At 77.4% G+C, this 25,404-nt stretch carries 31 protein-coding genes; 10 read left to right on the top strand and 21 right to left on the bottom strand.

The window, feature by feature from the left end; genetic code table 11:
- Nucleotides 1-29: 29 nt before the first annotated feature.
- Together ACI798_RS18895 and ACI798_RS18900 are read right to left on the bottom strand one after the other, a co-directional pair.
- On the bottom strand, nt 30-707 hold the full coding sequence (locus ACI798_RS18895; protein ID WP_456903448.1) for a Crp/Fnr family transcriptional regulator: 678 nt from the start codon (nt 705-707) through the stop codon (nt 30-32).
- A 162-nt stretch (nt 708-869) separates the two neighbouring features.
- Nucleotides 870-1,109, bottom strand: a complete 240-nt coding sequence (locus ACI798_RS18900) for a hypothetical protein (RefSeq protein WP_456942943.1) — start codon at nt 1,107-1,109, stop codon at nt 870-872.
- Between the two features lie 94 nt (nt 1,110-1,203).
- On the opposite strand from ACI798_RS18900, the gene nth reads away from it, so the two are divergent.
- The 5 genes from nth to ACI798_RS18925 are packed head-to-tail and all read left to right on the top strand — an operon-like array spanning nt 1,204 to nt 4,965.
- A complete protein-coding gene (nth, locus tag ACI798_RS18905; RefSeq protein ID WP_456942944.1) occupies nt 1,204-1,986 on the top strand; it encodes an endonuclease III in 783 nt (260 codons plus the stop codon).
- A complete protein-coding gene (locus ACI798_RS18910) occupies nt 1,983-2,567 on the top strand; it encodes a TlpA family protein disulfide reductase (protein WP_456942945.1) in 585 nt (194 codons plus the stop codon). Before nth ends, ACI798_RS18910 begins: the two co-directional genes overlap by 4 nt.
- Nucleotides 2,564-3,328 (top strand): NUDIX hydrolase, encoded by a 765-nt coding sequence (locus tag ACI798_RS18915; protein ID WP_456942946.1) that lies wholly within the window; start codon nt 2,564-2,566, stop codon nt 3,326-3,328. Before ACI798_RS18910 ends, ACI798_RS18915 begins: the two co-directional genes overlap by 4 nt.
- Nucleotides 3,325-3,780, top strand: a complete 456-nt coding sequence (locus tag ACI798_RS18920; protein ID WP_456942947.1) for a cupredoxin domain-containing protein — start codon at nt 3,325-3,327, stop codon at nt 3,778-3,780. Before ACI798_RS18915 ends, ACI798_RS18920 begins: the two co-directional genes overlap by 4 nt.
- A gap of 3 nt (nt 3,781-3,783) precedes the next feature.
- Nucleotides 3,784-4,965, top strand: a complete 1,182-nt coding sequence (locus ACI798_RS18925; RefSeq protein ID WP_456942948.1) for a MarP family serine protease — start codon at nt 3,784-3,786, stop codon at nt 4,963-4,965.
- A gap of 73 nt (nt 4,966-5,038) precedes the next feature.
- Here ACI798_RS18925 and ACI798_RS18930 read toward each other — a convergent pair whose 3' ends face one another.
- From ACI798_RS18930 to acs, 3 genes are all read right to left on the bottom strand, one after another.
- Nucleotides 5,039-5,842 carry an alpha/beta fold hydrolase gene (locus ACI798_RS18930; protein ID WP_456942949.1) on the bottom strand — a complete coding sequence of 268 codons (804 nt, stop codon included), beginning with the start codon at nt 5,840-5,842 and terminating at the stop codon, nt 5,039-5,041.
- Between the two features lie 140 nt (nt 5,843-5,982).
- The gene (locus ACI798_RS18935) at nt 5,983-6,486 is read right to left on the bottom strand and encodes a phage holin family protein (RefSeq protein ID WP_456942950.1); all 504 of its coding nucleotides are present in this window, start codon (nt 6,484-6,486) and stop codon (nt 5,983-5,985) included.
- 170 nt (nt 6,487-6,656) lie between these two features.
- Nucleotides 6,657-8,609, bottom strand: coding sequence for an acetate--CoA ligase (acs, locus tag ACI798_RS18940; RefSeq protein WP_457048650.1), 1,953 nt, complete (start codon nt 8,607-8,609; stop codon nt 6,657-6,659).
- 122 nt (nt 8,610-8,731) lie between these two features.
- Between acs and ACI798_RS18945 the strand changes: the two genes are divergently transcribed.
- Complete coding sequence (locus tag ACI798_RS18945) at nt 8,732-9,439, top strand: (2Fe-2S)-binding protein (protein ID WP_457048651.1); 708 nt, start codon at nt 8,732-8,734, stop codon at nt 9,437-9,439.
- Nucleotides 9,440-9,449: 10 nt separating this feature from the next.
- On the opposite strand, the gene ACI798_RS18950 is transcribed toward ACI798_RS18945, so the two are convergent.
- The gene (locus tag ACI798_RS18950; protein WP_456942953.1) at nt 9,450-10,475 is read right to left on the bottom strand and encodes an S-adenosylmethionine:tRNA ribosyltransferase-isomerase; all 1,026 of its coding nucleotides are present in this window, start codon (nt 10,473-10,475) and stop codon (nt 9,450-9,452) included.
- The gene (locus tag ACI798_RS18955; protein WP_456942954.1) at nt 10,472-11,167 is read right to left on the bottom strand and encodes an SDR family NAD(P)-dependent oxidoreductase; all 696 of its coding nucleotides are present in this window, start codon (nt 11,165-11,167) and stop codon (nt 10,472-10,474) included. The genes ACI798_RS18950 and ACI798_RS18955 overlap by 4 nt, the downstream gene beginning before the upstream one ends.
- 46 nt (nt 11,168-11,213) lie before the next feature.
- Here ACI798_RS18955 and soxR point away from each other — a divergent pair, with 46 nt between their 5' ends.
- The 4 genes from soxR (at nt 11,214) to ACI798_RS18975 (ending at nt 14,266) form a co-directional block, all read left to right on the top strand.
- Nucleotides 11,214-11,681, top strand: a complete 468-nt coding sequence (gene soxR / locus ACI798_RS18960) for a redox-sensitive transcriptional activator SoxR (RefSeq protein ID WP_456942955.1) — start codon at nt 11,214-11,216, stop codon at nt 11,679-11,681.
- An 88-nt stretch (nt 11,682-11,769) separates the two neighbouring features.
- Nucleotides 11,770-12,621, top strand: coding sequence for a 4,5-DOPA-extradiol-dioxygenase (ygiD, locus tag ACI798_RS18965; RefSeq protein WP_456942956.1), 852 nt, complete (start codon nt 11,770-11,772; stop codon nt 12,619-12,621).
- Nucleotides 12,622-12,762: 141 nt separating this feature from the next.
- The gene (locus ACI798_RS18970; RefSeq protein WP_457048652.1) at nt 12,763-13,602 is read left to right on the top strand and encodes a hypothetical protein; all 840 of its coding nucleotides are present in this window, start codon (nt 12,763-12,765) and stop codon (nt 13,600-13,602) included.
- A complete protein-coding gene (locus ACI798_RS18975) occupies nt 13,586-14,266 on the top strand; it encodes a class F sortase (protein WP_457048653.1) in 681 nt (226 codons plus the stop codon). The genes ACI798_RS18970 and ACI798_RS18975 overlap by 17 nt, the downstream gene beginning before the upstream one ends.
- On the opposite strand, the gene ACI798_RS18980 is transcribed toward ACI798_RS18975, so the two are convergent.
- From ACI798_RS18980 to ACI798_RS19045, 14 genes are read right to left on the bottom strand one after another with little or no spacing between them, the layout of a single operon-like run.
- A complete protein-coding gene (locus ACI798_RS18980) occupies nt 14,263-14,544 on the bottom strand; it encodes a helix-turn-helix transcriptional regulator (protein ID WP_457048654.1) in 282 nt (93 codons plus the stop codon). The genes ACI798_RS18975 and ACI798_RS18980 overlap by 4 nt on opposite strands.
- Nucleotides 14,541-15,395 carry an ABC transporter permease gene (locus ACI798_RS18985; protein ID WP_456942960.1) on the bottom strand — a complete coding sequence of 285 codons (855 nt, stop codon included), beginning with the start codon at nt 15,393-15,395 and terminating at the stop codon, nt 14,541-14,543. The genes ACI798_RS18980 and ACI798_RS18985 overlap by 4 nt, the downstream gene beginning before the upstream one ends.
- Nucleotides 15,392-16,324, bottom strand: a complete 933-nt coding sequence (locus ACI798_RS18990) for an ABC transporter ATP-binding protein (protein ID WP_457048655.1) — start codon at nt 16,322-16,324, stop codon at nt 15,392-15,394. The genes ACI798_RS18985 and ACI798_RS18990 overlap by 4 nt, the downstream gene beginning before the upstream one ends.
- Nucleotides 16,325-16,373: 49 nt before the next feature.
- On the bottom strand, nt 16,374-17,081 hold the full coding sequence (locus tag ACI798_RS18995; protein ID WP_457048656.1) for an SGNH/GDSL hydrolase family protein: 708 nt from the start codon (nt 17,079-17,081) through the stop codon (nt 16,374-16,376).
- Between the two features lie 3 nt (nt 17,082-17,084).
- Nucleotides 17,085-18,332 (bottom strand): uroporphyrinogen-III C-methyltransferase, encoded by a 1,248-nt coding sequence (gene cobA, locus ACI798_RS19000; RefSeq protein ID WP_456942963.1) that lies wholly within the window; start codon nt 18,330-18,332, stop codon nt 17,085-17,087.
- Nucleotides 18,329-19,474 carry an Rv2231c family pyridoxal phosphate-dependent protein CobC gene (gene cobC / locus ACI798_RS19005; protein WP_456942964.1) on the bottom strand — a complete coding sequence of 382 codons (1,146 nt, stop codon included), beginning with the start codon at nt 19,472-19,474 and terminating at the stop codon, nt 18,329-18,331. Before cobC ends, cobA begins: the two co-directional genes overlap by 4 nt.
- Entirely contained in the window at nt 19,475-19,894 is a 420-nt protein-coding gene (locus tag ACI798_RS19010) for a cobalamin biosynthesis protein (RefSeq protein ID WP_457048657.1), read from the bottom strand.
- A complete protein-coding gene (locus tag ACI798_RS19015; RefSeq protein ID WP_457048658.1) occupies nt 19,885-20,736 on the bottom strand; it encodes an energy-coupling factor ABC transporter ATP-binding protein in 852 nt (283 codons plus the stop codon). Before ACI798_RS19015 ends, ACI798_RS19010 begins: the two co-directional genes overlap by 10 nt.
- Nucleotides 20,733-21,467, bottom strand: coding sequence for a cobalt ECF transporter T component CbiQ (cbiQ, locus tag ACI798_RS19020; protein ID WP_457048659.1), 735 nt, complete (start codon nt 21,465-21,467; stop codon nt 20,733-20,735). The genes ACI798_RS19015 and cbiQ overlap by 4 nt, the downstream gene beginning before the upstream one ends.
- Nucleotides 21,464-21,778, bottom strand: coding sequence for an energy-coupling factor ABC transporter substrate-binding protein (locus ACI798_RS19025; RefSeq protein ID WP_457048660.1), 315 nt, complete (start codon nt 21,776-21,778; stop codon nt 21,464-21,466). Before ACI798_RS19025 ends, cbiQ begins: the two co-directional genes overlap by 4 nt.
- Nucleotides 21,775-22,458, bottom strand: a complete 684-nt coding sequence (locus ACI798_RS19030) for an energy-coupling factor ABC transporter permease (protein WP_456942969.1) — start codon at nt 22,456-22,458, stop codon at nt 21,775-21,777. The genes ACI798_RS19025 and ACI798_RS19030 overlap by 4 nt, the downstream gene beginning before the upstream one ends.
- Complete coding sequence (locus ACI798_RS19035; protein ID WP_457048661.1) at nt 22,445-23,839, bottom strand: cobyrinate a,c-diamide synthase; 1,395 nt, start codon at nt 23,837-23,839, stop codon at nt 22,445-22,447. Before ACI798_RS19035 ends, ACI798_RS19030 begins: the two co-directional genes overlap by 14 nt.
- Nucleotides 23,836-24,450, bottom strand: a complete 615-nt coding sequence (gene cobO, locus ACI798_RS19040; protein ID WP_457048662.1) for a cob(I)yrinic acid a,c-diamide adenosyltransferase — start codon at nt 24,448-24,450, stop codon at nt 23,836-23,838. The genes ACI798_RS19035 and cobO overlap by 4 nt, the downstream gene beginning before the upstream one ends.
- Before the next feature lie 2 nt (nt 24,451-24,452).
- On the bottom strand, nt 24,453-25,235 hold the full coding sequence (locus ACI798_RS19045) for a vWA domain-containing protein (RefSeq protein WP_456942972.1): 783 nt from the start codon (nt 25,233-25,235) through the stop codon (nt 24,453-24,455).
- Nucleotides 25,236-25,404: the final 169 nt, after the last annotated feature.

Genomic DNA, 25,404 nt, shown 5'->3' on the forward strand with positions numbered 1-25,404 from the left:
CGGGTCCTGGGCCTCTCGTGTTCAGACGATCAGCGCGCGCGGCGGCGGAGGCGGTCCTCGTCGAGGACGACGACCGACTTGCCCTGCAGCTGGATCCAGCCGCGGTGCACGAAGTCGGCCAGCGCCTTGTTGACCGTCTCGCGGGAGGCGCCGACCAGCTGGGCCAGCTCCTCCTGCGTGAGGTCGTGCTTGACCCGCAGGCCGTCGGCCTCGCGGCTGCCGAACCGGTCGGCCATCTGCAGCAGCGCCTTGGCCACCCGGCCGGGGACGTCGGTGAAGATCAGGTCGGCCACCGAGTCGTTGGTGCGCCGCAGCCGGCGGGCGAGCACGTGCAGCAGCCGCTCGCCGACCTCGGGGTGCGCCTCGATCCACGGGCGCAGCACCGACTGCGGCATCTTGGCCAGCTTGACGTCGGTGACCGCGGTGGCCGTGGCCGTGCGCGGGCCGGGGTCGAACACCGACAGCTCACCGAACTGGTCGGAGGGGCCCATGACGGCCAGCACGTTCTCGCGGCCGTCGGGGGAGCGCCGCGACAGCTTGATCTTGCCGCTCAGCACGATGTAGAGGCTGTCGCCCGGCTCGCCCTCGTTGAACACGACCCGACCGCGGGGCAGGGTGATCGTCTCCAGACGGCTGGCGACCGGGTCGACGGCGTCCTCCGAGAGTCCCTGGAAGAGCCCCGACTGGGCCAGCACCTCGTCCACCACGATTTCTCTCCACCCCACCGTTCCGCGTTCGACCTGCGGGGCGTCGGCCCCGCATCCAGACGGGAGTCTAGGCGGCTGTGCGCACGGTCACCCGTTCGGAGACACGGGGGGTGACCCGCGGGGGTGAGGACCGGCCCCCGGGGAGCGACGCGGTGTGAGGGACTAGACCAGCGGTTCGGCGCCCTGGCGGACCCGCGACCGGCGACGGCGGCGCCAGCGGGCCATCGCCCGGCGGATGCCCGAGGCGGCGAGGGTGTCCACGTCGCCCGGGGTCGCCGACTCGAGGAACTCGGCCACCTCGCGCGGCGACGTCGGACGGCGCAGGGGCTCCTCGACGCGCTCCATGACCAGCAGGAACGCGATGACCATCGGGGGGAAGAGGATGACGATGAGCGCGACCACGTCACCTCCATGGTCCGGTCGCTGCTGAGCGGGCCTGTACCGCCATGGTGGCACGGCCCGGAGGGTGTCGCCGGTGACGCCTACCCTCGACCGCGTGTCCACGCCGGCCTACGCGCGCCCCGCTGCGCGCCGTGCTCCCGACCGCCGTCCGGCCGCCGTGCCCTTCGACCCGGACGAGACGCCGCTGGCCCGCACCCGCCGCGCCCGCCGGATGGCCCGTGAGCTGGCCGTCATCCACCCCGACGCGCACTGCGAGCTCGACTTCACCGACGCCTTCGAGCTCCTCGTGGCCACCGTGCTCTCGGCGCAGACCACCGACAAGACGGTGAACAAGGTCACGCCGGCGCTGTTCGCGAGGTACCCCGACCCGGTGGCGCTCGCCGGGGCCGACCGGGCCGACCTCGAGGAGATCCTCAAGCCCACCGGCTTCTTCCGCGCCAAGGCCACCTCGGTGCTGGGCCTGGCGCAGGCGCTGGTCGAGCGCTTCGACGGCGAGGTGCCGGGCCGGATGGCCGACCTGGTCACGCTGCCCGGGGTCGGCCGCAAGACGGCGAACGTCGTGCTCGGCAACGCCTTCGGCGTCCCGGGGCTGACCGTCGACACCCACTTCGGCCGGCTGGTCCGCCGCTTCGGCTGGACCGCCGAGGAGGACCCGGTCAAGGTCGAGGCCGAGGTCGCCGGGCTGGTCCCCAAGCGCGACTGGACCATGTTCAGCCACCGCGTGATCTTCCACGGCCGCCGCGTCTGCCACGCCAAGAAGGCGGCCTGCGGGGCGTGCGGGCTGGCCCGCTGGTGCCCGTCCTACGGCATCGGGCCCACCGACCCCGAGGCCGCCACGAAGCTGGTCAAGACGCCCGCGGCGTCGGACACCGAGTGAGCGCCCGGCGCGCGGCGGCGCTGCTGCTCGGCCTCGGGCTGCTGGTGTCGTCCTGCACCGCCGAGGCCGACGAGCCCGAGGCGCCCGAGCGGGCCACCGTCGCCTCCACCCGGACGGACCTGGCGGCCTGTCCGGAGCAGCCGGACGCGCCGGCCGCCGGCAGCGACCTGTCGGGCGTCGCGCCGATCGAGTGCTTCAGCGGCGGCACGCTCGACCTCGGCCGCGCCCCGGGCGTGCCCACCGTGCTCAACCTGTGGGCCAGCTGGTGCGGCCCGTGCCGCGAGGAGCTGCCGCTGGTGCAGCAGCTCGCCGACGCCGCCGGCGACCGGGTCCGCGTCGTGGGCGTGATCAGCCAGGACGGCGTCCCGCAGGCGGCGTCCTTCGCGGCGGACGCCGGGGTGACGGTCCCCGGCGCGTTCGACGGGCACGGCGACGTCGCCGCGGCGCTGGGGCTGCGCGGCCTCCCGCACACGGTCCTCCTGGCCGCCGACGGCTCGGTGGCCTTCGTGCGGACCGGCGCGGTCGAGTCGCTCGACGAGCTGCGCGCCCTGGTCGCCGAGCACCTCGGGGTGCAGCTGTGACCGGGCTCCTGCCCGGCGCCGACACCACCGGCCTGCCGGGCTACCTGCTGCGGCTGGTGGCCGCCGCAGCCGACCTCCCGCTGCGGCACCGGGTGCAGGCGGCCACCGACACCGCACGCCGCTCGGCGGTGCTCGTCCTCTTCGGTGAGGGTCCGCGCGGCGCCGACGTCCTGCTCATCGAGAAGTCCGCGCGGCTGCGCACGCACGCCGGGCAGCCGGCCTTCCCCGGCGGCGGCGCCGACCCGGGGGAGGACTACCCGGTGGGCACCGCGCTGCGCGAGGCGCAGGAGGAGGCCGGCGTCGACCCGGCGGGGGTCCGGGTGCTGGCCACGCTGCCCGAGCTGTTCCTCGGGCCGTCGGACAACCTCGTCGTCCCGGTGGTGGCCTGGTGGGACGACCCGGGCGACGTCGCGGTCGGCGACCCGGCGGAGGTGGCGCGGGTGGCCCGGGTGCCGCTGGCCGACCTCACCGACCCGGTCAACCGGTTCCGCGTGCGCCACCCGGCGGGGTACGTCGGGCCGGCGTTCGGCGTCGCCGGGATGGTCGTGTGGGGCTTCACCGCGGCGCTGCTCGACGCCGTCCTCGAGGCCGCGGGCCTGGCGCGGCCCTGGGACGCCCGGGACGTGCGCCCGCTGGCGCCGGTGCGGCCCGCGACCGCCCCGGGTTCGCTGGGGGAGGGCGGCACCGAGGACGCCGCCGCGCCGACGGTGGCCGACGGCGCGACCGGGGACGCCGCGGCCAGTACGGTTCCGCGGCGATGAGCGGGATCTGGACGCGCCGCCTCCCCGCGGCGCTGGCCGGCGCGGTGCTGGCGGCCGGGGTGCTGGCCGGTTGTGGCTCCGGCGGCGACGACGGCGGTACCGCGGCGCAGCCGAGCGCCGGTGCGGCGCCCGGCACGGTCACCACGGCCGAGGACGGCGTCCAGGAGGTCACCATCCAGACGCCGGACGACTACGTGTTCGTCCCCGACACCTTCACCGTGGCGCCCGGCCGGGTCCGGCTGACCGTGCAGAGCACCGCCACGCAGGCCACCCACAACTTCCGCTTCACGCCCGGCGCCGGCGTGGAGGAGATCCCCGAGGAGATCCCGCTGCTGGCCGCCGGTGCGACGGAGACGATCGAGTTCGAGGTCACCGCGCCCGGGGACCACCCGTTCGAGTGCAGCTTCCACGTCCAGCTCGGCCAGACCGGCGTCATGACGGTGCGCGGCTGACCCATGTCGCTGGTCGACCTCGTCCTCATCGCGCTGGCCCTGGGCTTCGCCTTCTCCGGCTTCCGGCAGGGGCTGGTGGTGTCGGCGACCTCGTTCCTCGGCTTCCTCGGCGGCGCGGTGCTCGGCGCCCAGCTGTCCGGGCCCGTCGCCGACCGGCTCGACGGCTCCCCGGTCACCCGGGTGTTCGCCGCGCTCGTCGTCGTCCTGGCGGGGGCGCTGCTCGGGCAGCTGCTGGCCGGCGCGATCGGGCGGGCGGTGCGTCGCCGGGTCACCTGGGAGCCGGCCGAGGTGCTCGACTCGGTCGCCGGCGCCGTGGTGTCGGCGATCGCGGTGCTGCTCGTGGCGTGGATGGTCGCCACCCCGCTGGCCACCGCGCCGTTCCCCGGGCTCGCCGGGCAGGTGCGCACGTCGGCGCTGGTGCAGGCGGTGGACCGGGCCGTGCCCGACAGCGTCCGGGCGGTGTACGACTCGCTGCGCGAGGCGATCGACCGGCGCGGGCTGCCCGACGTCCTGGACCCGCTCACGCCCACCCAGGCCCGCGAGGTCGAGGCGCCGGACGCGGCGCTGGCCGCCAGCCCGGTCGTCGGGCAGGTGCAGGGGTCGGTCGTGAAGATCAGCGGCATCGCGCCGTCGTGCTCGCGGCAGATCGACGGCTCCGGGTTCGTCTACGCGCCCGGCCGGGTCATGACCAACGCGCACGTGCTCGCCGGCGTGGACGACCCGGTCGTGGAGGCCGAGGGCGGGGAGTACGAGGCGACGCCGGTGTACGTCGACGAGGAGGTCGACGTCGCGGTGCTCGCCGTCCCGGACCTCCCGCAGGTGCCGCTGGCCTTCGCCCCCGAGGTCGCCGGCACCGGCGACGACGCGATCATCATGGGCTACCCCGGCGGCGGCGGGCTGTTCATCGGCCCGGCCCGCGTCCGCGACGAGGGCCCGATCAGCGGGCCGGACTTCCGCAACACCCGCACCGTCCAGCGCGACGTCTACGCGCTCTACGGCGAGGTGCGGGCCGGCAACTCCGGCGGGCCGCTGTTCGACCCGGCCGGGCAGGTCCTCGGCGTCGTGTTCGCCTCGGCGATCGACGACCCCACCACCGGCTACGCGCTCACCGCCCAGCAGGTCGCGCCCGCCGCCCAGGCCGGCGCCACCGCCACCGCCGAGGTCGACACCGGCCCGTGTGAGTAGAAGGACCCCCTTGCCCCCCACGGCTCGCAGGCTCGCCGCGGGACCCTGCAAGGGGGCCGTTCCAGCACGTCACCTATCCCGCGGCCCAGTCGGCGACGGCGCTGCCGACCGCGGCGGCGGCCTCCTCGGGCGGGAAGTGGCCGATGCCGGGGAGCTCGCGCCACTCGTAGGCGCCGGCCACGTAGCGGCCCGAGCCGCGGGCGGTCCGCGGCAGCACCAGCGGGTCGCCGTCGCCGTGCAGCTGCAGGGTCGGCGCGGTGACCGGCGCGGCCATCCGGCGGGCGTAGCGCAGCCCGTCGGGCCGCAGCTGGGAGCGCCCGGCCCAGCGGAAGTACTCCATCGAGCCGTAGGCCGCCTGCGGGATCCGCGCGGCGGACCGGTAGCGCTCGACGGCCTCGGCGAAGTCGGCGGTGTGCGTCCAGTCCCGCCCCGCCCAGTTGCGCAGGAACTCCGCGACCGGGTCGTCGTCGGTGCGGGTCAGCCGCCGCTCGGGCAGCCGGGGGACCTGGAAGCCCAGGACGTGCCGCAGCGCCCGCCGCTGCGCGGGGTCGCGCAGACCGGCGCGCAGCAGCCGCGGGTGGGCCATCGAGACGACGACCAGGCGGCGCACGCTGCGCGGGTGCAGCGCGGCCATCGTCCAGGCGACCAGCCCGCCCCAGTCGTGCCCGACGACGACGGCGTCCCGCTCGCCGAGGGCGCGGACCAGCGCCGCGACGTCGCCGGCCGCCGTCGGCAGGTCGTAGCCGCGCGGGGGCTTGTCGCTGGCGCCGTAGCCTCGCAGGTCCGGCGCGACCGCCCGGAAGCCGGCCGCGGCGAGCACCGGCAGCTGGGCGCGCCAGGTCCACCAGAACTGGGGGAAGCCGTGCAGCAGGAGCACCAGCGGGCCCTCGCCGGCCTCGGCCAGGTGCAGCCGGACGCCGTTGGCCGAGGCGTCGCGGTGGATCCAGGGACCGGGCAGCAGGACGCTGGTGGCGTCGGGGCGCTCGTCGGCGGGGGCGCCCCCGGTCTTCGCGGCGCTCAGACCAGGTAGCTGTCGGGGGAGCGCCGCTCGACGCGCCCGTTGCTCACCGTCGGCAGCGCGCGGCGCCGCTGGCCCGGCTGCTCGCGGTGCATGACCTCGGGCAGCTCGCGCAGCGACTCCAGGGTCCGCTCCGGCTTGTCGATCCGCTTGATCATGCGCACGCCCACCAGCGCGGCGAGGCCGGCGATCAGCAGCAGGCCCGCGGTGACGATGAGGTAGGAGACCCAGCGGGGCAGGCCCAGCCAGGTGAAGAGCTCGGCGAGCATGATGAACAGGAAGATGCCGGCGAAGGCCACGAGCACGCCGGCGGCGGCGAACAGCCCGCCGCTGATGCCGGCCTTCTTCGCCGAGCGGCCGATCTCGGACTTGGCCAGCTCGATCTCCCCGCGGATCAGCGTGGAGACGTCGGCCATGGCGCTCTGCACCAGCACGCCCACGGAGGGGTCGGCGCTGACGGCATGCCGCCCGGCGGGCTGGGTGGTCGACGCGCTGTGGGCCACGGGGGCTCCTCCCTGGTCGGACTGCTCGGACGGCCGCGGACGGCCTGGGGAGGATCTTGCCCCGTGACCGCCCGGATCACGCACCCGGAACCCGATCGGGCGGCCGGCGCAGGCACAGGAGGCTCTCCGCACGTCCCGGGCGTCAGGACGTGCGGAGAGCCTCCAGTACCTCAGTCCTCGGAGCCGCTGCTGGCGGGCAGCTTGTCCTTGATCAGGTTCATGACCGAGGAGTCGGTCAGCGTGGTGACGTCGCCGAGCTCGCGGTTCTCGGCCACGTCGCGCAGCAGCCGCCGCATGATCTTGCCCGAGCGGGTCTTGGGCAGCTCCTGGACGACCATGATCTGGCGCGGCTTGGCGATCGGGCCGATGTCCTTGGACACGTGGGCGCGCAGCTGCTGCACGAGGTCCTCGCCGGAGTCCTCGGCCGACCCGCGCAGGATCACGAACGCGACGATGCCCTGGCCGGTGGTCGGGTCCGACGCGCCGACGACCGCGGCCTCGGCGACGGCGGGGTGGGCGACCAGCGAGGACTCGACCTCGGTGGTCGAGATCCGGTGGCCCGACACGTTCATGACGTCGTCGACCCGGCCCAGCAGCCAGATGTCGCCGTCGGCGTCCTTCTTGGCCCCGTCGCCGGCGAAGTAGACCTCCTTGCCGAACCGCGACCAGTAGGTGTCGACGTAGCGGTCGTCGTCGCCCCAGATGGTGCGCAGCATCGACGGCCAGGGCTGCGTGAGGACCAGCAGGCCGGTGGTGTCGTCGCCGAGCTCGTTGCCCTCGTCGTCGACGACCTTGGCCGAAATGCCGGGGAACGGCGTCTGCGCCGAGCCGGGCTTCAGGTCGGTGACGCCGGGCAGCGGCGTGATCATGTGCGCGCCGGTCTCGGTCTGCCACCAGGTGTCGACGATCGGGCACCGGCCGCCGCCGATGTTCTGGTGGTACCAGAGCCACGCCTCGGGGTTGATCGGCTCGCCGACCGAGCCGAGCACCCGCAGCGAGGTGAGGTCGAAGCCGGCGGGGATGTCCTCGCCCCACTTCATGAACGTCCGGATCACCGTCGGGGCGGTGTAGAGGATCGAGACGCGGTACTTCTCGATCAGCTCGAACCAGCGGCCGCGGTGCGGGGTCTCCGGGGTGCCCTCGTACACCACCGACGTCGCCCGGTTGGCCAGCGGCCCGTAGACGATGTAGCTGTGGCCGGTGACCCAGCCGACGTCGGCGGCGGTCCAGTAGACGTCGGTGTCCGGCTTGAGGTCGAACGTCGCCCAGTGCGTGTAGGCGACCTGGGTGAGGTAGCCGCCGGAGGTGTGCAGGATCCCCTTCGGCTTCGCCGTCGTCCCGGACGTGTACATGATGTAGAGCGGGTGCTCGGCGTCGAAGGCCTCGGGCGTGTGCTCGGGCGACTGCCGGTCGACGACGTCGTGCCACCACAGGTCGCGGCCCTCGGTCCACTCGACGTCCTGCTCGGTCCGCTTCACCACCAGCACGTTGCGGACGCCCTCGGTGCGGCTCACGGCGTCGTCGACGGCGGGCTTGAGCGCGCTGGGCGCCCCCCGCCGGTAGCCGCCGTCGGCGGTGATCACCAGGACGGCGCCGGCGTCGGTGATCCGGCTGGCCAGCGCGTCGGCGGAGAAGCCGCCGAAGACGACCATGTGGACCGCGCCGATGCGGGCGCAGGCGAGCATCGCGACGATCGTCTCGGGGATCATCGGCATGTAGATCGCGACCCGGTCGCCGGCCTGCACGCCGAGCTCGAGCAGCGCGTTGGCCGCGCGGCAGACGTCCTCGGTGAGCTGGGCGTAGGTGATCGTGCGGGTGTCGCCCGGCTCGCCCTCCCAGTGGTAGGCGACCCGGTCGCCGTGGCCGGCCTCGACGTGCCGGTCCAGGCAGTTGTAGGCGACGTTGAGCTTCCCGCCGACGAACCACTTCGCGAACGGTGGGTTCGTCCAGTCGAGGACCTCGTCCCACTCCTGGGCCCAGGTCAGCCGGCGGGCGGCCTCCTCCCAGAACGCCAGCCGGTCGCGCTCGGCCTGCTCGTACACGTCCGGGCCCACGTTGGCGGACGCGGCCAGCTGCTCCGGCGCCGGGAACCGGCGGCCCTCCGACCCGGTCGACTCGCTCACGTGTGCTCCCTCCGTCTCGTCGCTGCGCACGCCGGGCTGGCGGCGTGTCCCAGCACACACCGTAGGGGCCCCGGCGGCCCGCGGGGCCGGGGACCGCAACGTCGTTGCAGCAGACTGGGGCCGTGGACGGCGGGCCGCAGGCGGTCGTGGCGGCCCGGGTGCCCGGGGCCGCCGGCCTCGGCCTGCTCGCCCCGCCGTCGGCGCGCCCGTTCCCGGCCACCCTGCTGGCCGACCCGGACTGGACGGCGGATCGGGTCACCGCGCTGGGCCACCGCTACCGCAGCACCGACCGGCGGGCGCTGGCGACCGTGTGGTGGTACTCGGCCTCGGCGGTGCTGCTGACGCCGGTCGCCGCCGGGCTGGCCGCCGGCCGGCCGCTGTCGGCGCGGCTGGCCGACACCACGCTGTACGAGATCGCCGGCGGCACGGTGCTGGCCGGGGTCTCGCGGGCGCCCGCGGGCCCGGACCCGGTGGGGGAGCTGCGGGAGGCCCTGGGGTCGGCGGTCGCGGCTGTCGCCGCGGCCGGCGGGGTCCGCGAGCGGCCGCTGTGGGCCGTGGCCACCGACTCGCTGGCCGGCCGGCTGCTCGCCGTCGGCCGGGCGCTCGGCGACGTGGGGACGGTCACCGCGCTGGCCGCGCCGCTCGCCGCGGCCGTCGGCGAGCCGATGCCCGTCCCCCGGTACACCGACGTCGGCGGCGTCCGGTTCGTCCGCCGCGCCTCCTGCTGCCTGCTGGTCCGCGTGCCGGGCCAGCCGATGTGCACCGCCTGCCCGGCGCGCCCGCCGGCGGACCGGCAGGTGCTGCTGGAGGCCGCCGCCGGGCTCTGGTGAGGAGCCCGGGTCAGGGGAGGAAGAGCATCGAGTCGCCGAACTCGTGCCACAGGTAGGCGCCGGCCGCGGCCGCCTCGTAGGCGCGCGCGACCAGGTCCCGGCCGGCCACCGCCTCGAGCAGCAGCAGGTGGCTGGCCTCGGGCTCGTGCAGGCCGGTGACCAGCCCGGTCACCGCGCGGGCCGGGCGCTCCGGCCCCAGCACCAGGTCGGTCCAGCCCTCGCCGGGCCGGGTGACGCCGTCCTCGCCGGTCACCGTCTCCAGCGCCCGGGTGACGGTGGTGCCGACCGCGACCACCCGCCGCCCGGCCGCCCGCGTCGCGGTGACCAGCCGCGCGGTGACCTCCGGCACCCGGTAGCGCTCCGGCGCCGGTGGCTCGTGCAGCTCGGGGCTGGAGACGCCGGCGTGCAGCACGAGCGGCACCACCGGGACGCCGCGGGCCATCAGGCGGACCAGCAGGCGGTCGGTGAACGGCCGGCCGGCGCTGGCGTTCTCGGCGCTGCCCGGCTCGGTGGCGTAGACGTTGCGGACGTCGTCGAGGGCGGGCGGCCCGTGCAGGTGGCGGTAGCGGACCGGCTCGCCGTGCCGGGCCAGGTAGGCGGGGACGGCGACGGCCGGCTCGGCGACCGCCCGCCACAGCCGGCCGGGGCGCGCGGGGTCGGGGAAGCCGGCGCGCAGGACCAGCCGCACGCCGCCGGGCAGGGCGAGCGCGGCGCCGGGCTCCAGCCCGGTCTCGGGGCCGTCGTCGGCCGGGCGGCGGACCTCGACCACCCAGGTCCCGTCGTCGAGCGTGGTCGAGACGTGCACCGGCGTGCGGGAGCCGTCGGCCCGGCGGGCGGTCAGGCGGGCCGGCAGCGTCGCCGAGGTGTTGACCACGACGAGGTCGCCGGGCTCCAGCAGGCCGGGCAGGTCGCGGAACCGGGCGTGGGTGAGGCTGCCCGGGCGGACGGCCATCAGCCGCACGCCGTCGCGGGTCAGGCCGCGGTGCTCCGGCGGCTCGGCGGCCTCCGCCCCCATCGGCACGGCGACGGCGGTCACCGGCGCACCGCCGCCGTCAGGTCGGCCACGCGCACCCGCGGGCCGGGCAGGTCGCCCTCGAGCAGCGTCAGCAGCGCCGGGGCGACGTCGGCGGGGTCGGCCAGGTCGGCCGGGTCGGCGCCGGGGTCGGCGGCGGCGTGCATGTCGGTGGCCATGTCGCCGGGGTCGACGGCGACCACGCGCAGCGCCGGGTGCTCGACGGCCAGCACCGCGGTGAGCAGGTCGAGCGCCGCCTTGCCCGCCCCGTAGCCGCCCCAGCCGGGGTAGGGCTCGACGGCGGCGTCGCTGCTGATCGACACGACCGTCCCGCCGGCGCGCCCGAGGGCCGGCAGCACGGCCTGCACCAACGCGAGCGGGGCGACGGCGTTGGTCCGCAGCAGGTCCTCCAGCACCGCCGGCGGGAGGTCGGCCAGCCGGGGCAGCGGGGTGGGGCCGAGCGCGGAGGCGTTGTTGACCAGCAGGTCGAGGCGGTCGCCGGCGGCGGCGGCCAGCGCGGCGCGGTGGGCGGGGTCGGCGACGTCGCCCGGCACGGCGGTGACCAGGTCGGGGCGGGGGAGCCCGGCGACGGCGGCGGCCAGCCGGCCGGCGTCCCGGGCGTCGACGACGAGCCGCCAGCCGCGGCGGGACAGCTCGGTGGCGAGGGCCAGCCCGAGGCCGCGGGAGGCGCCGGTGACCACTGCGGTGGATGTCATGCGGCTACCGTGGGACCTCAAGTCGACTTGAGGTCAAGGGGGCGCCGTGGAGCTGCTCGCGATCGGGGAGGTCGCCGCCCGGTCCGGCCTCGCGCCGTCGGCCCTGCGCCACTACGAGGCCGAGGGGCTCATCGCGGCGAGCCGCACCCCCGGCGGCGCGCGGCGCTACCCCCGCTCGGTGCTGCGCCGGCTGGCGTTCGTCCGCGCGGCGCAGAACGTGGGGCTGTCGCTGCCGGAGATCCGCGAGGCGCTGGCCACGCTGCCCGACGGCCGCACCCCCTCGGCGCGCGACTGGGCGCGGCTGTCCCGCGGCTGGCGCGACCGGCTCGACGCGCAGATCGCCGCGCTCGAGCAGCTGCGCGACGGCCTCACCTCCTGCATCGGCTGCGGGTGCCTGTCGCTGACGGCGTGCGCGCTGTCCAACCCGGGCGACGCCGCGGCGGCCGAGGGGCCCGGCGCCCGGCGGCTGTCCCCGCTGCTGCGCCGGGTGCCGCCGGCCGGCCGCGCGGGCTGAGCGCACCTCGCGGGGCCGGTCGGAGGCGGGCATGATCCGGACGGGACCGGGCCGCCGGACGCCGTCACCCCCGGGGGAGGACAGTCGCATGACCCTCATGCCCGCCGCCTTCATCGGCCACGGCAACCCGCTGAACGCGCTGGAGCGCAACCGCTACACCGACGCCTGGCGCGCCTTCGGCCGCGCGGTGCCCCGGCCGCGGGCGATCCTCGTCGTCTCCGCGCACTGGTACGTGCACGCCACCGCGGTGACGGCGATGCCGCGCCCGCGCACCATCCACGACTTCTTCGGTTTCCCCGACCAGCTGTTCGACGTCTCCTACGAGGCGCCGGGGCTGCCCGAGCTGCACGAGCAGGTGTCCGACGTCGTGTCCCCGACCTGGGTGGGGGCCGACCTCGACAGCTGGGGGATCGACCACGGCGCCTGGTCGGTGCTGGTGCACGCCTTCCCCGACGCGGACGTCCCGGTGGTGCAGCTGTCGATCAACGCGCTCAAGGGCCCGGACTACCACCTGCAGATGGGCGCGGCCCTGGCGCCGCTGCGCGAGGACGGCGTCCTGGTGATCGGCAGCGGCAACGTGGTGCACAACCTCGGCGGGGTCAGCCGCGCGATGCCCGACGCCGGCTTCGACTGGGCGCAGCGCTTCGACCAGGCCGCGCGCGAGGCCATGCTCACCGACCCCGGCGCGGTGGGCCGCCTCGACGGGCACCGGGACTTCGACCTCGCCGTCCCCACGCCCGACCACTTCCTGCCGCTGCTGTACGTCGCCGGCATGGCCGGGGCCACCGGGACGACGGCGGAGGTGCTGGTCGACGGCTACGCCTACGGGTCGCTGTCGATGACCTCCTACACGGTCGGCATGCCCGCGCCCGGCAACGAGGGCGGCGGCTTCGCCGCCCCGCTGCCCGAGGGACCCCCACCGGACGGCGCCAACATCTAGCCGCTGCCGCAATGGTGACCGGTCCACTCCGGAGCGTGACGGCGGGCCGCCCGGGCGGAGGGGTCCGTCACCGATCACTGTCACGGTCGTTCCCCCCGGACAGTGACGCAGCTCGCGTCCTGACATCCCCGGGGGGTCCCGTTGTCGTCCGCTCGCCGTTCCCCGTCCCGCAGGCCACGCGGCCGCCGGGCGCTCCTCGTCGCCGGCCTGGTCGCCGCGGCGGTCGCGACGCCCGGCGTCGCCGCGGCCGCGCCGGGCGACGCCCCCGCCGATCCGCTGGGCGAGGTCGTCACGACGCTCGGGCAGACCGTGACCGGGCAGGGCGACGTCCCCGCCGATCCCCCGGTGCTGCCCGGCACCGATGCGGTCCCGCCACCGGGCGTCGACCAGGAGGGCCCCTCCGAGCCTGCCCCCGCGGAGGAGGGCCCGGTCCCGCCGCTGCCGGAGGCGCTCGTGCAGGGCCTGCAGTCCGCGCTCACCCCGCTCGGCGTGCCGGAGCACTGCGTCCAGGGGGTGGCCGACCGCGTGCAGGACCTGCTCGACGGCGTGCTGGCCCAGGACCCCGCGGCGGCCGTGCAGGAGCTGGCCACCGGGCTGCAGCGGGCACTGACCGGCCTGGCCGCCGGGCAGCCGCCGGCACTGGACCCGGCCGTGCTCGGGGCCGGCGCCGCTGACGTGGCAGCCGACGTCGAGGCGCTGATCGCGGCGTTCCAGGCCTGCCTGCCCGCCCCGCCGGAGGCCCCCGAGCCGCCGGCGCCGGGGCCCGCTCCGGAGGCCCCGCACGCCGCGCCGGCCGCCGCGCCCGCGGCCCAGCAGCCCGTGCAGTACCTCGGCTACGCGCCGACCGGCGGGGACGAGGGCGTCGAGACCGAGGGGCCCGGCGCGGCGGTCCCGCTGGCCGCGCTGGGCGGTGCCCTCCTGGTCGCGGGCGGCGCAGGTGCCGCCGTCTCCCGGGCGCGGTCCCGTGCGGTCGGTCGCTAGGGAGCTGTCGGGCCAGCGCCTGCCGCTGCTGGTCTTCCTCGTCGTCCTCCTCGCCGGGGCCGGCGTGTTCGTCTGGACGGGGCGCCCGGCGGCCGACGCCGCCGCGGCGCCCCCGGCCGCCTCGCTGGTGGCGGTGCCGGCGACCGGGGAGGTGCCCGCCCTGCCGGCCGCCGCCACCCCGGCCGGGGGCCCGGTCGTGCCGGCGCGGATCGCGGTCCCGGCCCTCGGCGTCGACACCGCGGTCGAGTCCCGCGGGACGGTGCGGTACGAGAACCCGTTCACCGGCGAGCCCGTCGACGGCTACGGCGTGCCGCAGTCGATGCGCACGACGTCGTGGTGGTCCGACGGGCCGGCGCCCGGGTCCGGGCAGATGGCCGTCGTGCTCGGCCACGCCGGGGCCGCGGGCGGCGCGGTGTTCGACCGGCTGCCGGAGCTGTCCCCGGGCGACGAGGTGGTCCTGGTCGACGCCGGCGGCGCCTGGCTGCGGCTCGAGGTGCTGGGTGACCCCGTGACCGGGCTGGACAAGGCGACCTCCGCGCTGGCCGACACGCTGAACGGGCACCCGGCCGGCGCCGACCTCGCGCTGGTCACCTGCGGCGGCGAGTTCGACGAGTCCGCCGGCGCCAGCGAGGAGAACACCGTCGTCTTCGCCCGGGTCGTCTAGCCGGCCGCCGCAGGCGGGTCGCCGGGCGCCGGGCGGGCGACGTCGCTGATCCGCGGGAACGGCCGGGTGGAGAAGACCACCTCGACCGGGAGCCCGAAGAACTCCGCGATGCGCAGCGCCAGGTGCAGGCTGGGGTTGTACTCGCCGCGCTCCAGGTAGCCGACCGTCTGGTAGTGGACGCCGAGGGCGTCGGCCAGCTCCCGCCGGGTCACGCCCTGCTCGGCCCGCAGCAGGGCGATCCGGTTGTAGACCGCGTCCTGGCCCCGGTCCGCGGTCACCGCACCCACTGCAGCGAGGCCTCGCGGGCCGCCTCGACCTGCGACCCCGACTGCCGGCGGGCCATCCGGCGCAACACCCGCGGGGTGACCAGCGCCCCGGACACCGCCCAGGCGGCGAGCACCAGCACCGTCGTGCCGGTGCGCCAGGAGTCGCCCACCTCGAGGGTCACCGCGGCGTCGGGCAGGAAGGCCGACCGGAGGCCGAGGCCGATCCAGTACACGGGGAACACCTGGGCGACCCCCTGCACCCAGCCCCACAGCGACTGCAGCGGGAAGAAGATCCCCGAGATCGCGGTGAGGACGAGGACGGGCAGCATCCCCCAGGTGCCCACCTTCTGGGTGCTGGGGACGACCGAGCCCAGCAGCATCCCGAGCGGCAGCGTCGCCAGCAGGCCGAGGACGACGACCCAGGCCACCGTGAGCCAGCCTGCGCCGCCGCCGTGCATGAGCCCGTCGAAGAGCAGGAAGCTCGGCACCAGGATCGTGAGCAGCGACGGCACCAGGTTCAGCGACTGGTAGGTGAGCTGCCCGGTGACGTAGCCCTGCATGCCGTGGGGCAGCGCCTTGTGCCGCAGGAGCGTGCCGTCCTCCCGCTGCATGGCCAGGTCGAACGCGGGGCCGATCACCAGACCGAAGGCCAGCAGCCCGCCGAGGATGCTCGGCAGCGCGTACGTCGGGTACGTCAGCCCGCTGTCCCCGATCTCGTTGTCCCGGTTGAACCACAGCAGGAGCAGCGTGCCCACGGCGGTGAACAGGTAGAACCCCTGGTCCTGCGGGCTGCGCACGCTCTGCAGGAACTCCCGCCAGCCCCGGCGCAGGCCCAGGGCGATCGCGTTCCGGGTCGGGTTCACCGCGCGGCCTCCTCCAGCACCGGCTCGGTCCGGGCGCCGGACTCGAGCCGCTGCACCATCGCCAGGTAGGTGTCCTCGAGGCTCGCCCGCCGGACCTCCAGGTCGGTCAGCTCGTCGCCGTGCTGCTCGAACAGGCGGCGGACGAAGGCGACGACGTCGGTGGTGGGGTGCACGAACCGCTCGGGGCCGCACGCCCAGCGCACCTCCGCGGTGCCGGCGACCTGGCGGCCGAGCTCCTCCGCGCTGCCGTCGGCGACGATCCGGCCGCCGGCCAGGATCAGGATGCGGTCGGCCAGCTTCTCCGCCTCCGCGAGGTCGTGCGTCGTCAGCAGGATGCTGGTGCCCTCGAGGTCGGACAGCCGGTGCACCAGCTCGTGGAAGTCGCGGCGGGCCTGCGGGTCGAACCCGGCGGTCGGCTCGTCGAGGAAGAGCAGCTCGGGACGGCCGATGATGCCGACCGCGACGTCCAGCCGCCGCCGCTGCCCGCCGGAGAGGGTGACGATCTTGCGGTCGGCGTGCTCGGTCAGCCCGACGGTGTCCAGGAGCCGGTCGACGTCGTACGGGCGCGGGCGGTCGGGCGTCGAGTACGGCGCGTAGTAGCCGCCGAGCTGGGTCAGCAGGCGGCGGGGCGTCCACCGGGCGTGGTCGCGCCAGGACTGCAGGACCACGCCCACCCGCGCCCGCCACGCGTCGCCGGCGCGCGCCGGGTCCTCCCCGAGCACCCGGACCTCCCCGGCCGAGCGGACCCGGAAGCCCTCCAGGATCTCGATCGTCGTCGTCTTCCCGGCGCCGTTGGGGCCGAGCAGGCAGACCACCTCGCCGGCCGAGACGGTGAGGTCGACGCCGGTCAGCACCTCGTGGGTGCCGTAGGTCATGCGCAGGCCGCGCACCTCGACGACGGGGTCGGACACCGGAGGGGACACGGGCATCAGGGCCTCCGCGCAGGGGAGCCGGTGGTGTCCCGCGATAGTAGGACTGCTACATCGGCAGCGGAAGTGCTGTGGCGGCCAGCGCCTCGGCCCAGAGTGCGCAGGCCGCGGCGCCCGGGTGGAAGCCGTCCGCGGCGAACAGCCCGGGCCCGTCCAGCGGCGGCGCCGGCGCGTGCCGGACGCCCGGGCGAGCCAGGCGCCCCAGCTCGGCGTCGAGCGCCCGGGCCTGGCGGCCGAGCACCCCGCGCAGCGGCTGCGGCAGGGTGGGGAAGCGGCCGAGGTCCGGCAGCCCGGCCAGCACGACGACGCCGCCGGGCGCGGTCAGCGGCGCCAGGGCGGCGAGCAGCGCGGTCACGTCGCGGCGCCAGGCGCCCGGCGAGCGCAGCCGCAGCGTGTCGTTGACGCCGAACGCGACCAGGACGACGTCGGCGGGCGGGCCGGCCAGCCCGGGGACCAGCAGCCCGAGGGCCCGAGCGACCGTGGTCCCGGTGCGCGCCGCCAGCCGCCAGTGCACCTCCCGGCCGCTGCGCCCGGCCAGCGCGGCGGCGAACCGGGCGGCGAGCCCGTCCTCCTGCGTGGCGACCCCGACGCCCGCGGCCGGCGACTCCCCGACGACCGCCACGGTCAGCGGCGGCCCGCCCCCGGGGACGACGCCGGCGCGCGGCCCGGGCGCCTCCGGCAGCACCGGCGTGCGGCGGCAGACACCCGCGCCCTGGACCAGCAGCACCGGGGCCAGGGCGACCGCGAGCGCGCGCACGGGTTACAGCCGCGTCCCCAGGGCGACGACCTCGCCCACGACCCAGACGGCCGGCGGGCGGATGCCCTCGTCGGCCAGCGTCCCCGCCAGGCCGGCCAGCGTGGTCCGGACCGCGCGCTGGGTGGCCGTGGACCCGTCGGCGACGACGGCGACCGGCGTGTCCGGCGCCCGGCCGTGCTCGACCAGCGCCGCGGCGATCGCCCCGGCGGTGTCCACGCCCATGAGCACGACGACCGTCCCGCGCAGCCGCCCGAGCGCCGCCCAGTCCACCAGCGACTGCGGGTGCCCGGGCGGCACGTGCCCGGAGACGACGACGAACTCGTGGGTCAGCCCGCGGTGGGTGACCGGGATGCCGGCGAGCGCCGGCACCGCGATGGCGCTGGTCACGCCGGGCACCACCTCGACCGGCACGCCCGCGGCGACGCACGCCTCGAGCTCCTCCATGCCGCGGCCGAAGACGAACGGGTCGCCGCCCTTGAGCCGCACCACCCGCCGGCCGGCCAGCGCGTGCTCGACCAGCAGCGCGTTGATCTGCTCCTGCGCCATCGACCGGCCGCGCGGCAGCTTCGAGGCGTCGATGACCTCGACCTCCGGCGGCAGCGAGGCCAGCAGCGACTGCGGTGCCAGGTGGTCGGCCAGCACCACGTCGGCCTGCGCGACCGCCTGCTGCCCGCGCACGGTGATCAGCCCGGGATCGCCCGGCCCGCCGCCGACGAGCACCACGCTGCCGGCCCGGCCGCCCTGCGGCTCGCGGGCGGCGCGGTCGCGGATGCTGCCGTCGGCCAGCCCCGCGACGACGGCGTCGCGCACGCCGACCGCCCGCTGCGGGTCCCCGCCGCCGTGCACGCCGATCACCAGGTCGCCCTGCCGGCCGACGGCGGGGGTCCAGACGGTGGAGGCCGACCGGTCGTCGGCGCGGGCGCAGAACACCCGCAGCCGCTCGGCCTCCTCGGCGACCGCGGCGTTGACGGCGGGGTCGTCGGTGGCGGCCACCGCGTACCAGGCGCCGTCGAGGTCGCCGGGCTGCCAGCCGCGGCGCACCCAGGTCAGCGAGCCGGGCACGACCAGCGCCTCCAGCGCCGGGGTGACCTCCGGGCTGACGACGGTCACCCGCGCGCGGGCCTCGAGCAGCCCGGCCACCCGGCGGTGCGCGACCTGCCCGCCGCCGACCACCACGACGCGGCGGTCGAGCAGGCGCAGGCCGACGGGGTAGACGACCCCGGACCCGGGGTCGACGGGCGTCGCGTTCACGGGACCGGTCCGCGGCCCGCGGACGGGGTCGGGTGGGTGTTCAGCGGTGCTCCTCCGGGACGGCGGCCGGTCGCGACGACGTCGTCGGCGTCGGGGATCTCGGTTCCAAGGATCGCAGCGAGGTCCGCGGCGAACGCACGCGAGGTGGCGGGGTCGCGGACGGCGACGCGGAGGTGGTCGCCGTCCAGCCCGGGGAAGGTGTCGCCGCGGCGCACCGCCCACCCGCGCTCGCGCAGCGCCGCGCGCACCCGCCCACCGCCGGGCACCCGCAGCAGCACGAACGACGACCGCGGCTCCCCGAGGACGGTCACGCCGGCCGGCAGCGCGGCCAGCAGGGCGGCGCGGTGACCGGCCAGCGCGCGGGCGGCGGCGTCGGCCTCGGCCCGGGCGGCCGGCGTGGTGCAGGCGACCGCCGCGGCCAGCGCGGGCGTGGACAGCGGCCAGTGCGGCTGGGCGGCGGCCATCGCGGCGACCAGGTCCGCGGGGCCGAGCGCGTAGCCGACCCGCAACCCGGCCAGCCCCCAGGTCTTGGTCAGGCTGCGCACGACGAGCAGGCCGGGCAGGTCGGGACGGCCGGCCAGGGACGCCGGCTCGCCGGGCACGGTGTCGGCGAAGGCCTCGTCGACCAGCAGCACCCGCCCGGGGCGGGCGAGCGCGGCGACGGCGGCGGCCGGGTGCAGCACCGACGTCGGGTTGGTCGGGTTGCCCAGGACCACGAGGTCGGCGTCGTCGGGCACGTCCCGCAGGCGGTAGGACGGCGGCTCCAGCAGCAGCCGTTCGACCGGGTGCCCGGCCGCGCGCAGCGCCGCCTCCGGCTCGGTGAACGACGGGTGCACCACCACCGCCCGCCGCGGCCGGACCGCGCGGGCGAGCAGCACGAACGCCTCGGCGGCGCCGGCGGTGAGCAGCACCTCGGCGGGGTCGCGGCCGTGCGCGGCGGCCACCGCGGCGCGGGCCGGGCGGGCGTCGGGGTAGGCGGCGACGTCGTCGAGGGCCCGCCGCAGCACCGCCCGCAGCCACGGCGGAGGCGTGCCGGCGCGCACGTTGACCGCGAGGTCGGTGAGGCCGGGGGCCAGCTCGAGGTCGCCGTGGTGGTCCAGGTCGATGCCGTCTGCCGCCCTCCGGGCTCCGACCGCGGCCACCTACCGTCCCCCGGTCGCGTGGAGCCGGTCCGTCTCCGCCGTCCGGAGGGCCTCCGGCCCCCCACCCGGCGAGGACACCGCCACCGCGGCGGTCACGCGGCCGTGCACCGTCTTGCCCACCACCAGCCGGGCGCCGCCGAGCAGGGCCGCGGCCTCGGCCACCGACGCGGTGCCCACCGCCGCGGCCACCCGCGCCGAGGGCGAGGGCACGGCGACCCGGGCGAGCTCCGCGGCGGGGTGGCCGGTGAGCGGCCAGCCACGGGCGGCCGCGGCGGCGACCAGGCCGGGCTCGGCGGCGCGCGCGTCGAGGGTGGCCAGCCGGGCCACCCGGGCGCCCGGCGGCAGGACGGCGTCGACGGCGGCGAGCACCTCGTGCGCGGCCACCCCGGGGACCGCGCCGACGCCGACGGTCACGTCCACCGGGTCACGCCCGGCCGGTCGGGGAGGGCGGCGAGCAGCGCGGCGGCGTCGCGGGGGAGCGGGCCGGCGGGCAGCAGGCCGAGCTCGCGCAGCCGGGCGCCGACGGTGAGCGCCCAGGGCCGGTCGAGGCGGGCGCGGGCGAGCAGGCCGTCGTCGGCGAGGAGCTCCTCGGGCGGGCCCTGCACGACCCGCCGGTCGACGACGACGGCGACCTCGTCGGCCCAGGCCAGCGCGAGGTCGACGTCGTGCGTGCTCATCACGACGGTGGAGCCGGAGGCCTGCAGCCGGTCGAGCGCGGCCAGCGCCTCGACGACGGCGGAGGGGTCGAGGCCGGCGGTGGGCTCGTCGAGCAGCAGCACGCAGGGGCGCATGGCCACCGCGCCGGCGATCGCCACCCGCTTGCGCTCGCCGTAGGACAGCTGGTGGGTGGGCCGCCCGGCCAGGCCGTCGACGGCGAGCAGCGCCAGCGCCTCGGCCACCCGGGTGCGCACCTCGTCCTCGGGCAGGCCGAGGTTGAGCGGGCCGAAGGAGACGTCCTGGGCCACCGAGGCGCTGAACAGCTGGTCGTCGGGGTCCTGCAGGACCAGCTGGACCTCTTGCCGGTGCGCGCGCAGGCCGCGGCGGGTGTGGTGCAGCAGCGCGCCGTCGACGGCCACCCCGCCGGCGTCCGGGCGCAGCGCGCCGGACAGGCAGCGCAGCAGCGTCGTCTTGCCCGAGCCGTTGGCGCCCAGCACCGCCAGCCGGCGCCCGGCCGGGACGGTGAGCGAGGCGCCCTCCAGCACCCGGCGGCCGCGCGCGTAGCCGACGACGAGGCCCTCGGCGGTCAGCGTCCGGTGGCTCACGCCAGCACGCCGACGGCGACGAGCGCGGCGAGCCCCGCGGCGGTGGCGGCGAGGAAGCCGCGGGACGAGGGCCGGGACTCCGGCAGCACCCGCAGCCCGGTCTCCATCCCGCGGCCGGCCAGGCCCTCCTGCAGCCGGCGGGCGCGGTCGAAGGACCGGGTGAGCACCGCGGCCGCCAGCGCACCGGAGGAGCGGTACGAGCGGCGCCAGGTCGAGTGGCCCATCCGCGCGGTCTGCGCCTCGCGGATCGTGCGCAGGCTCTCCAGCAGCACGAACAGCAGCCGGTAGGTCACCCCGGCCACCTCGACGACGGCCGCCGGGACGCGCAGCCGGCGCAGCGCGGCCAGCAGGTCGGTCATCGGCGTGGTGGTGGCCAGCAGCAGCACCGCGGCGCCGCCGGCGACCGAGTGCCCGACCAGCGCGCCGGCCCGCTCCGCGGCGTCCGGCGCCCAGCCGGGGTCGCCGTCGCCCACGGAGACGACGGCGGTCAGCGCACCGACGGCGACGAAGGCCAGCGGCCAGCGCACCGCGCGGCCGAAGGTGCGCGCCGGCACCCGCGCCGGGCCCAGCGCGAGGACCACGGCGGTGGCCGCGACCAGCACGCTGCCCGGCCACACCGGCAGCACCAGCGCGCAGACGACCAGGCCGCCGGTGAGCAGCAGCTTGTCCACCGGCGAGCGGGTCCGCCAGGCGCTGGCCCAGGCGGCGTCGTCGACCGCCAGCCCCGTCACGGCGCCTCGCGGGGCGGGGCGGCCTGCTGCTCCCGCGCCTGCCGCCGGCCGCGCAGCCGGCCCAGCACGTAGCCGAGCACGCCGCCGCCGAGGGCGGCCTGCAGCGCGAACAGCCCCGACTCGACCTCGGCCGACGACGGCGAGAACACCGACTCGAACCACGGCGTGTAGCCGGACTCCTCGATCGCCTCGGTGGCCCGGCTGTCGGAGCCGGCGTAGTCGGAGGCGCCGCCGTGGAGGGCGAGCGGGAGGGCGAACAGGGCCACCACCGCGAGCACCAGCAGGGCGGTGACCAGACGGCGGCGGGTCACCGGACCTCCTCCGCGGCGGCCGGGCGCAGCAGGCCCAGGCGCTCGAGCTCCGGCCGGGCGTTGACGGTGAGCACCCGGAACAGCAGCACGCCCAGCAGGCCCTCGCCGACCGCCAGCGGGACCTGGGTGACCGCGAAGACGCCGAGGAACTTCACCGCCGCGGCGAGGAAGCCGCCGTCGGCGTCGGGGAAGGCCAGCGCGAGCTGCAGCGACGTCGTCACGTAGGTGGCGAGGTCGGCCAGCGCGAGGGCGACGAAGACGCCGGGCAGCAGCCCGGCACCCAGCGCCCGCGCCAGCCGGTAGGCGCCGTACCCGGCCCACGGCCCGACGACGGCGAAGGAGAAGGCGTTGGCGCCGAGCGTGGTGAGCCCGCCGTGGGCCAGCAGCAGCGCCTGGAACAGCAGGACGACCGTGCCGAGCAGCGCCATCACCGGCGGCCGGAACAGCACCGCCCCGGCGCCGGTGCCGGTCGGGTGGCTCGAGCTGCCGGTGACCGAGGGCAGCTTGATCGCGCTGAGCACGAAGGTGAACGCCCCGGCCGCGCCGAGCAGCAGCGTGGACTCGGGGTGCTCGCGCACCTCGCGCACCACCGCCCGGGCCCCGTGTACGACGAACGGCGCGGCGGCGACGGTCCAGCCGAGCGCGTGCGGCACCGGCAGGAAGCCCTCAGCGACGTGCATGGCGCGCCCCCTCCGGGACGGCCGCCGCGCAGGCGGCCACGAACCGTTCGGCCAGGGCCGGCGAGCCGGCCCAGTGCAGGTGCAGGTAGGAGGCGTGCACGGAGCCGGCGACGAACCCCTCGGGCCCGCCCCCGGGCCACCGCCAGGCCGGGGTGGGGCCGGCGCCGGGGAGCGCGTGCGTGCGGTGGAACTCGTGCCCGCGCACCCGGGTGCCGGCCGGCGCCAGGACGCTGTCGGACAGGGCCACCGCGGCGCGGTAGCCGAGGGTCAGCCGCGGCGTCATCGCCGTCGCGACGTCGAGGACGCCGCACATCGGCGCGCCGTCGAGCTCGCGCGAGAGGTAGAGCAGCCCGGCGCACTCGGCGGCCACCGGGCCGCCGCGGGCGGCCAGGGCCGCGATGGCGTCCCGCAGCGGCGTGTTGGCCGACAGCTGGTCGGCGTAGACCTCGGGGAACCCGCCGCCCACGACCAGCCCCGCGGTCCCGGCGGGGAGCGCCTCGTCACGCAGCGGGTCGACGGTCACCACCTCGGCGCCGGCCGCGGCGAGCAGCTCGGCGTTCTCCGCGTAGCCGAAGGTGAACGCCGGCCCGCCCGCGACGGCGATCCGCGGCCGCCCGGCGACGGGGGTGACCTCGGCGGCCGGGTCCCACGGGGTGTCCGCGAGGTCGGGTGCGGACCGGGCCAGCCGCAGGACGGCGTCGAGGTCGACCCCGGCGCCGACCACCTCGCCGAGGCGGCGGACCGTGGCCAGCGCCTCGGCCGAGCGCTCGGCGGCCGGCACCAGCCCGAGGTGCCGGGACGGCGTGCCGAGGGCGTCCAGCCGGCGGACCGCGCCGAGCACCGGCACCCCGGCCGCGTCCAGCGCCTCGCGCAGGATCGCCTCGTGCCGGTCGCTGCCCACGCGGTTGAGCACCACGCCGCCCAGGCGGACCCGCGGGTCGAAGGTGGCGAACCCGTGCACCAGCGCGGCCACGCTCTGCGCCTGTGCGCTCGCGTCGACGACCAGCACCACCGGCGCCCGCAGCAGCCGCGCGACGTGCGCCGTCGAGGCGAAGCCGGGCTCGACGTCGGGGGAGGTGGCGCCGTCGAACAGGCCCATCACGCCCTCGACGACGGCGACGTCGGCTCCGCGCGCGCCGTGCAGGAACAGCGGGACGACGCGCTCCCCGCCCTGCAGCACCGGGTCGAGGTTGCGGCCCGGGCGGCCGGCGGCCAGGCCGGTGTAGCCGGGGTCGATGTAGTCGGGGCCGACCTTGTGCGGGGACACGGCCAGCCCCCGGCCGGTCAGCGCGGCGACCAGCCCGGTGGCGATCGACGTCTTGCCCGCGTTGCTGCTCGGAGCGGCGACCACGAGCCTCGGGACCCGGCCCACCCCGCTCACCACTCGATCCCCCGCTGGCCCTTCTGGCCGGCGTCCATCGGGTGCTTGACCTTGGTCATCTCGACCACCAGGTCGGCGGCGTCGACCAGCGCCTGCGGCGAGTCCCGCCCGGTGACCACCACGTGCTGGGTGCCGGGCCGGTGCGTGAGGGTCCCGACGACGTCGTCGACGTCCACCCAGCCCCACTTCAGCGGGTAGGTGAACTCGTCGAGGACGTAGAAGCGGTGCGCCTCGGCGGCGAGGTCGCGCTTGATCTGCGCCCAGCCCTCGGCGGCGTCGGCGGCGTGGTCGACCTCGGTGCCCTGCCGGCGCGACCAGCTCCAGCCCGAGCCCATCTTGTGCCAGACCACCGGCCCGCCCTCGCCGGTCTGCTCGTGCAGCCGGCCCAGCGCGGTCAGCGCGTTCTCCTCGCCGACCCGCCACTTCGCGCTCTTGACGAACTGGTAGACCGCGACGGACCAGCCCTGGTTCCACGCGCGCATCGCCATGCCGAAGGCGGCGGTGGACTTGCCCTTCATCTCGCCGGTGTGCACGACGAGCAGCGGCCGGTTGCGGCGCTGCCGCGTCGTCAGCCCGTCCTGCGGGACGACGGCGACCTGTCCCTTCGGCACGGTCAGGCCGCCTCTCGCACGGAGCGGACGGTGGCCGCGAGCGACTCGGCGGCGAGCTCCTCCAGCCGGAGGGTCTGCGCGCCGAGGTGGGTGCCGAGGACGCCGGCGAGGCCCAGCCGCACCGGCCCGGACTCGCAGTCGACGACGACCGCCGCCGTGCCCGCCTCGCCCAGCCGCCGGGCGGCCGTGTGCGCGGCGCCGAGCGCGTCGGAGCCGCGAGCGCCGGTGGCCCGCCCGTCGGTGACGACGACCAGCAGCGGACGTCGCCGGGGGTCGCGGACCCGCTCCACCCGCAGCGTCTCCTCCGCGCGCAGCAGCCCCGCGGCCAGCGGCGTGCGCCCGCCGGTGGGCAGCTCGCGCAGCCGGGCCGCGGCGGCCTCGACCGACCAGGTGGGCGGCAGCGCGAGCTCGGCGTCGGCGCCGCGGAAGGTGACCAGGCCGACCTTGTCGCGGCGCTGGTAGGCGTCGAGCAGCAGGGACAGCACCGCACCCTTGACCGCGCCCATCCGCGCCCGCGAGCCCATCGAGCCGCTGGCGTCGACGACGAACAGCACGAGGTTGCCCTCGCGGCCCTCGAGCGTGGCCTGGCGCAGGTCCTCGCGCGCCACCCGCAGCCCCGGGCCGGTGCGCCCGCGGGTCCGCTGGTGCGGCGCGGCGGCGAGCACGGTGTCGACCAGGTGCAGCCGGGTCACCGGCCCGGACGGGCGGGTGGAGCCGACGACCCGCCCGCGCTCGGCGCGCGCCTTGGACCGCCGCCCGGCCGCGCCCGCGCCGACGCCGGGCACCTCGAGCCGCCGGGTGCGGAACGGGTCCGCCGGCGCGACCGCGGCCCGCTCGCGCGCGGGCGCGTCGCCCGCTCCCCCGGGGGGGGGGGGGGGGGGGGGGGGCGGGCGCGGGGGGGGGGGCGGGGGGGGGGGGGGGGGGGGGGGGGGGGGGGGGGGGGGGGGGGCGGGG

The sequence above is a fragment of the Geodermatophilus sp. SYSU D01045 genome, assembly GCF_054050295.1.

Excerpts from the sequence above, each read along its gene's own strand:
- ACI798_RS18920 (WP_456942947.1), top strand. The coding sequence starts at position 3,325 with ATGAGCGGGATCTGGACGCGCCGCCTCCCCGCGGCGCTGGCCGGCGCG.
- ACI798_RS18925 (WP_456942948.1), top strand. The coding sequence starts at position 3,784 with ATGTCGCTGGTCGACCTCGTCCTCATCGCGCTGGCCCTGGGCTTCGCC.
- ACI798_RS18955 (WP_456942954.1), bottom strand. The coding sequence starts at position 11,167 with ATGACATCCACCGCAGTGGTCACCGGCGCCTCCCGCGGCCTCGGGCTG.
- ygiD (WP_456942956.1), top strand. The coding sequence starts at position 11,770 with ATGACCCTCATGCCCGCCGCCTTCATCGGCCACGGCAACCCGCTGAAC.
- ACI798_RS18990 (WP_457048655.1), bottom strand. The coding sequence starts at position 16,324 with ATGCCCGTGTCCCCTCCGGTGTCCGACCCCGTCGTCGAGGTGCGCGGC.
- ACI798_RS19030 (WP_456942969.1), bottom strand. The coding sequence starts at position 22,458 with ATGCACGTCGCTGAGGGCTTCCTGCCGGTGCCGCACGCGCTCGGCTGG.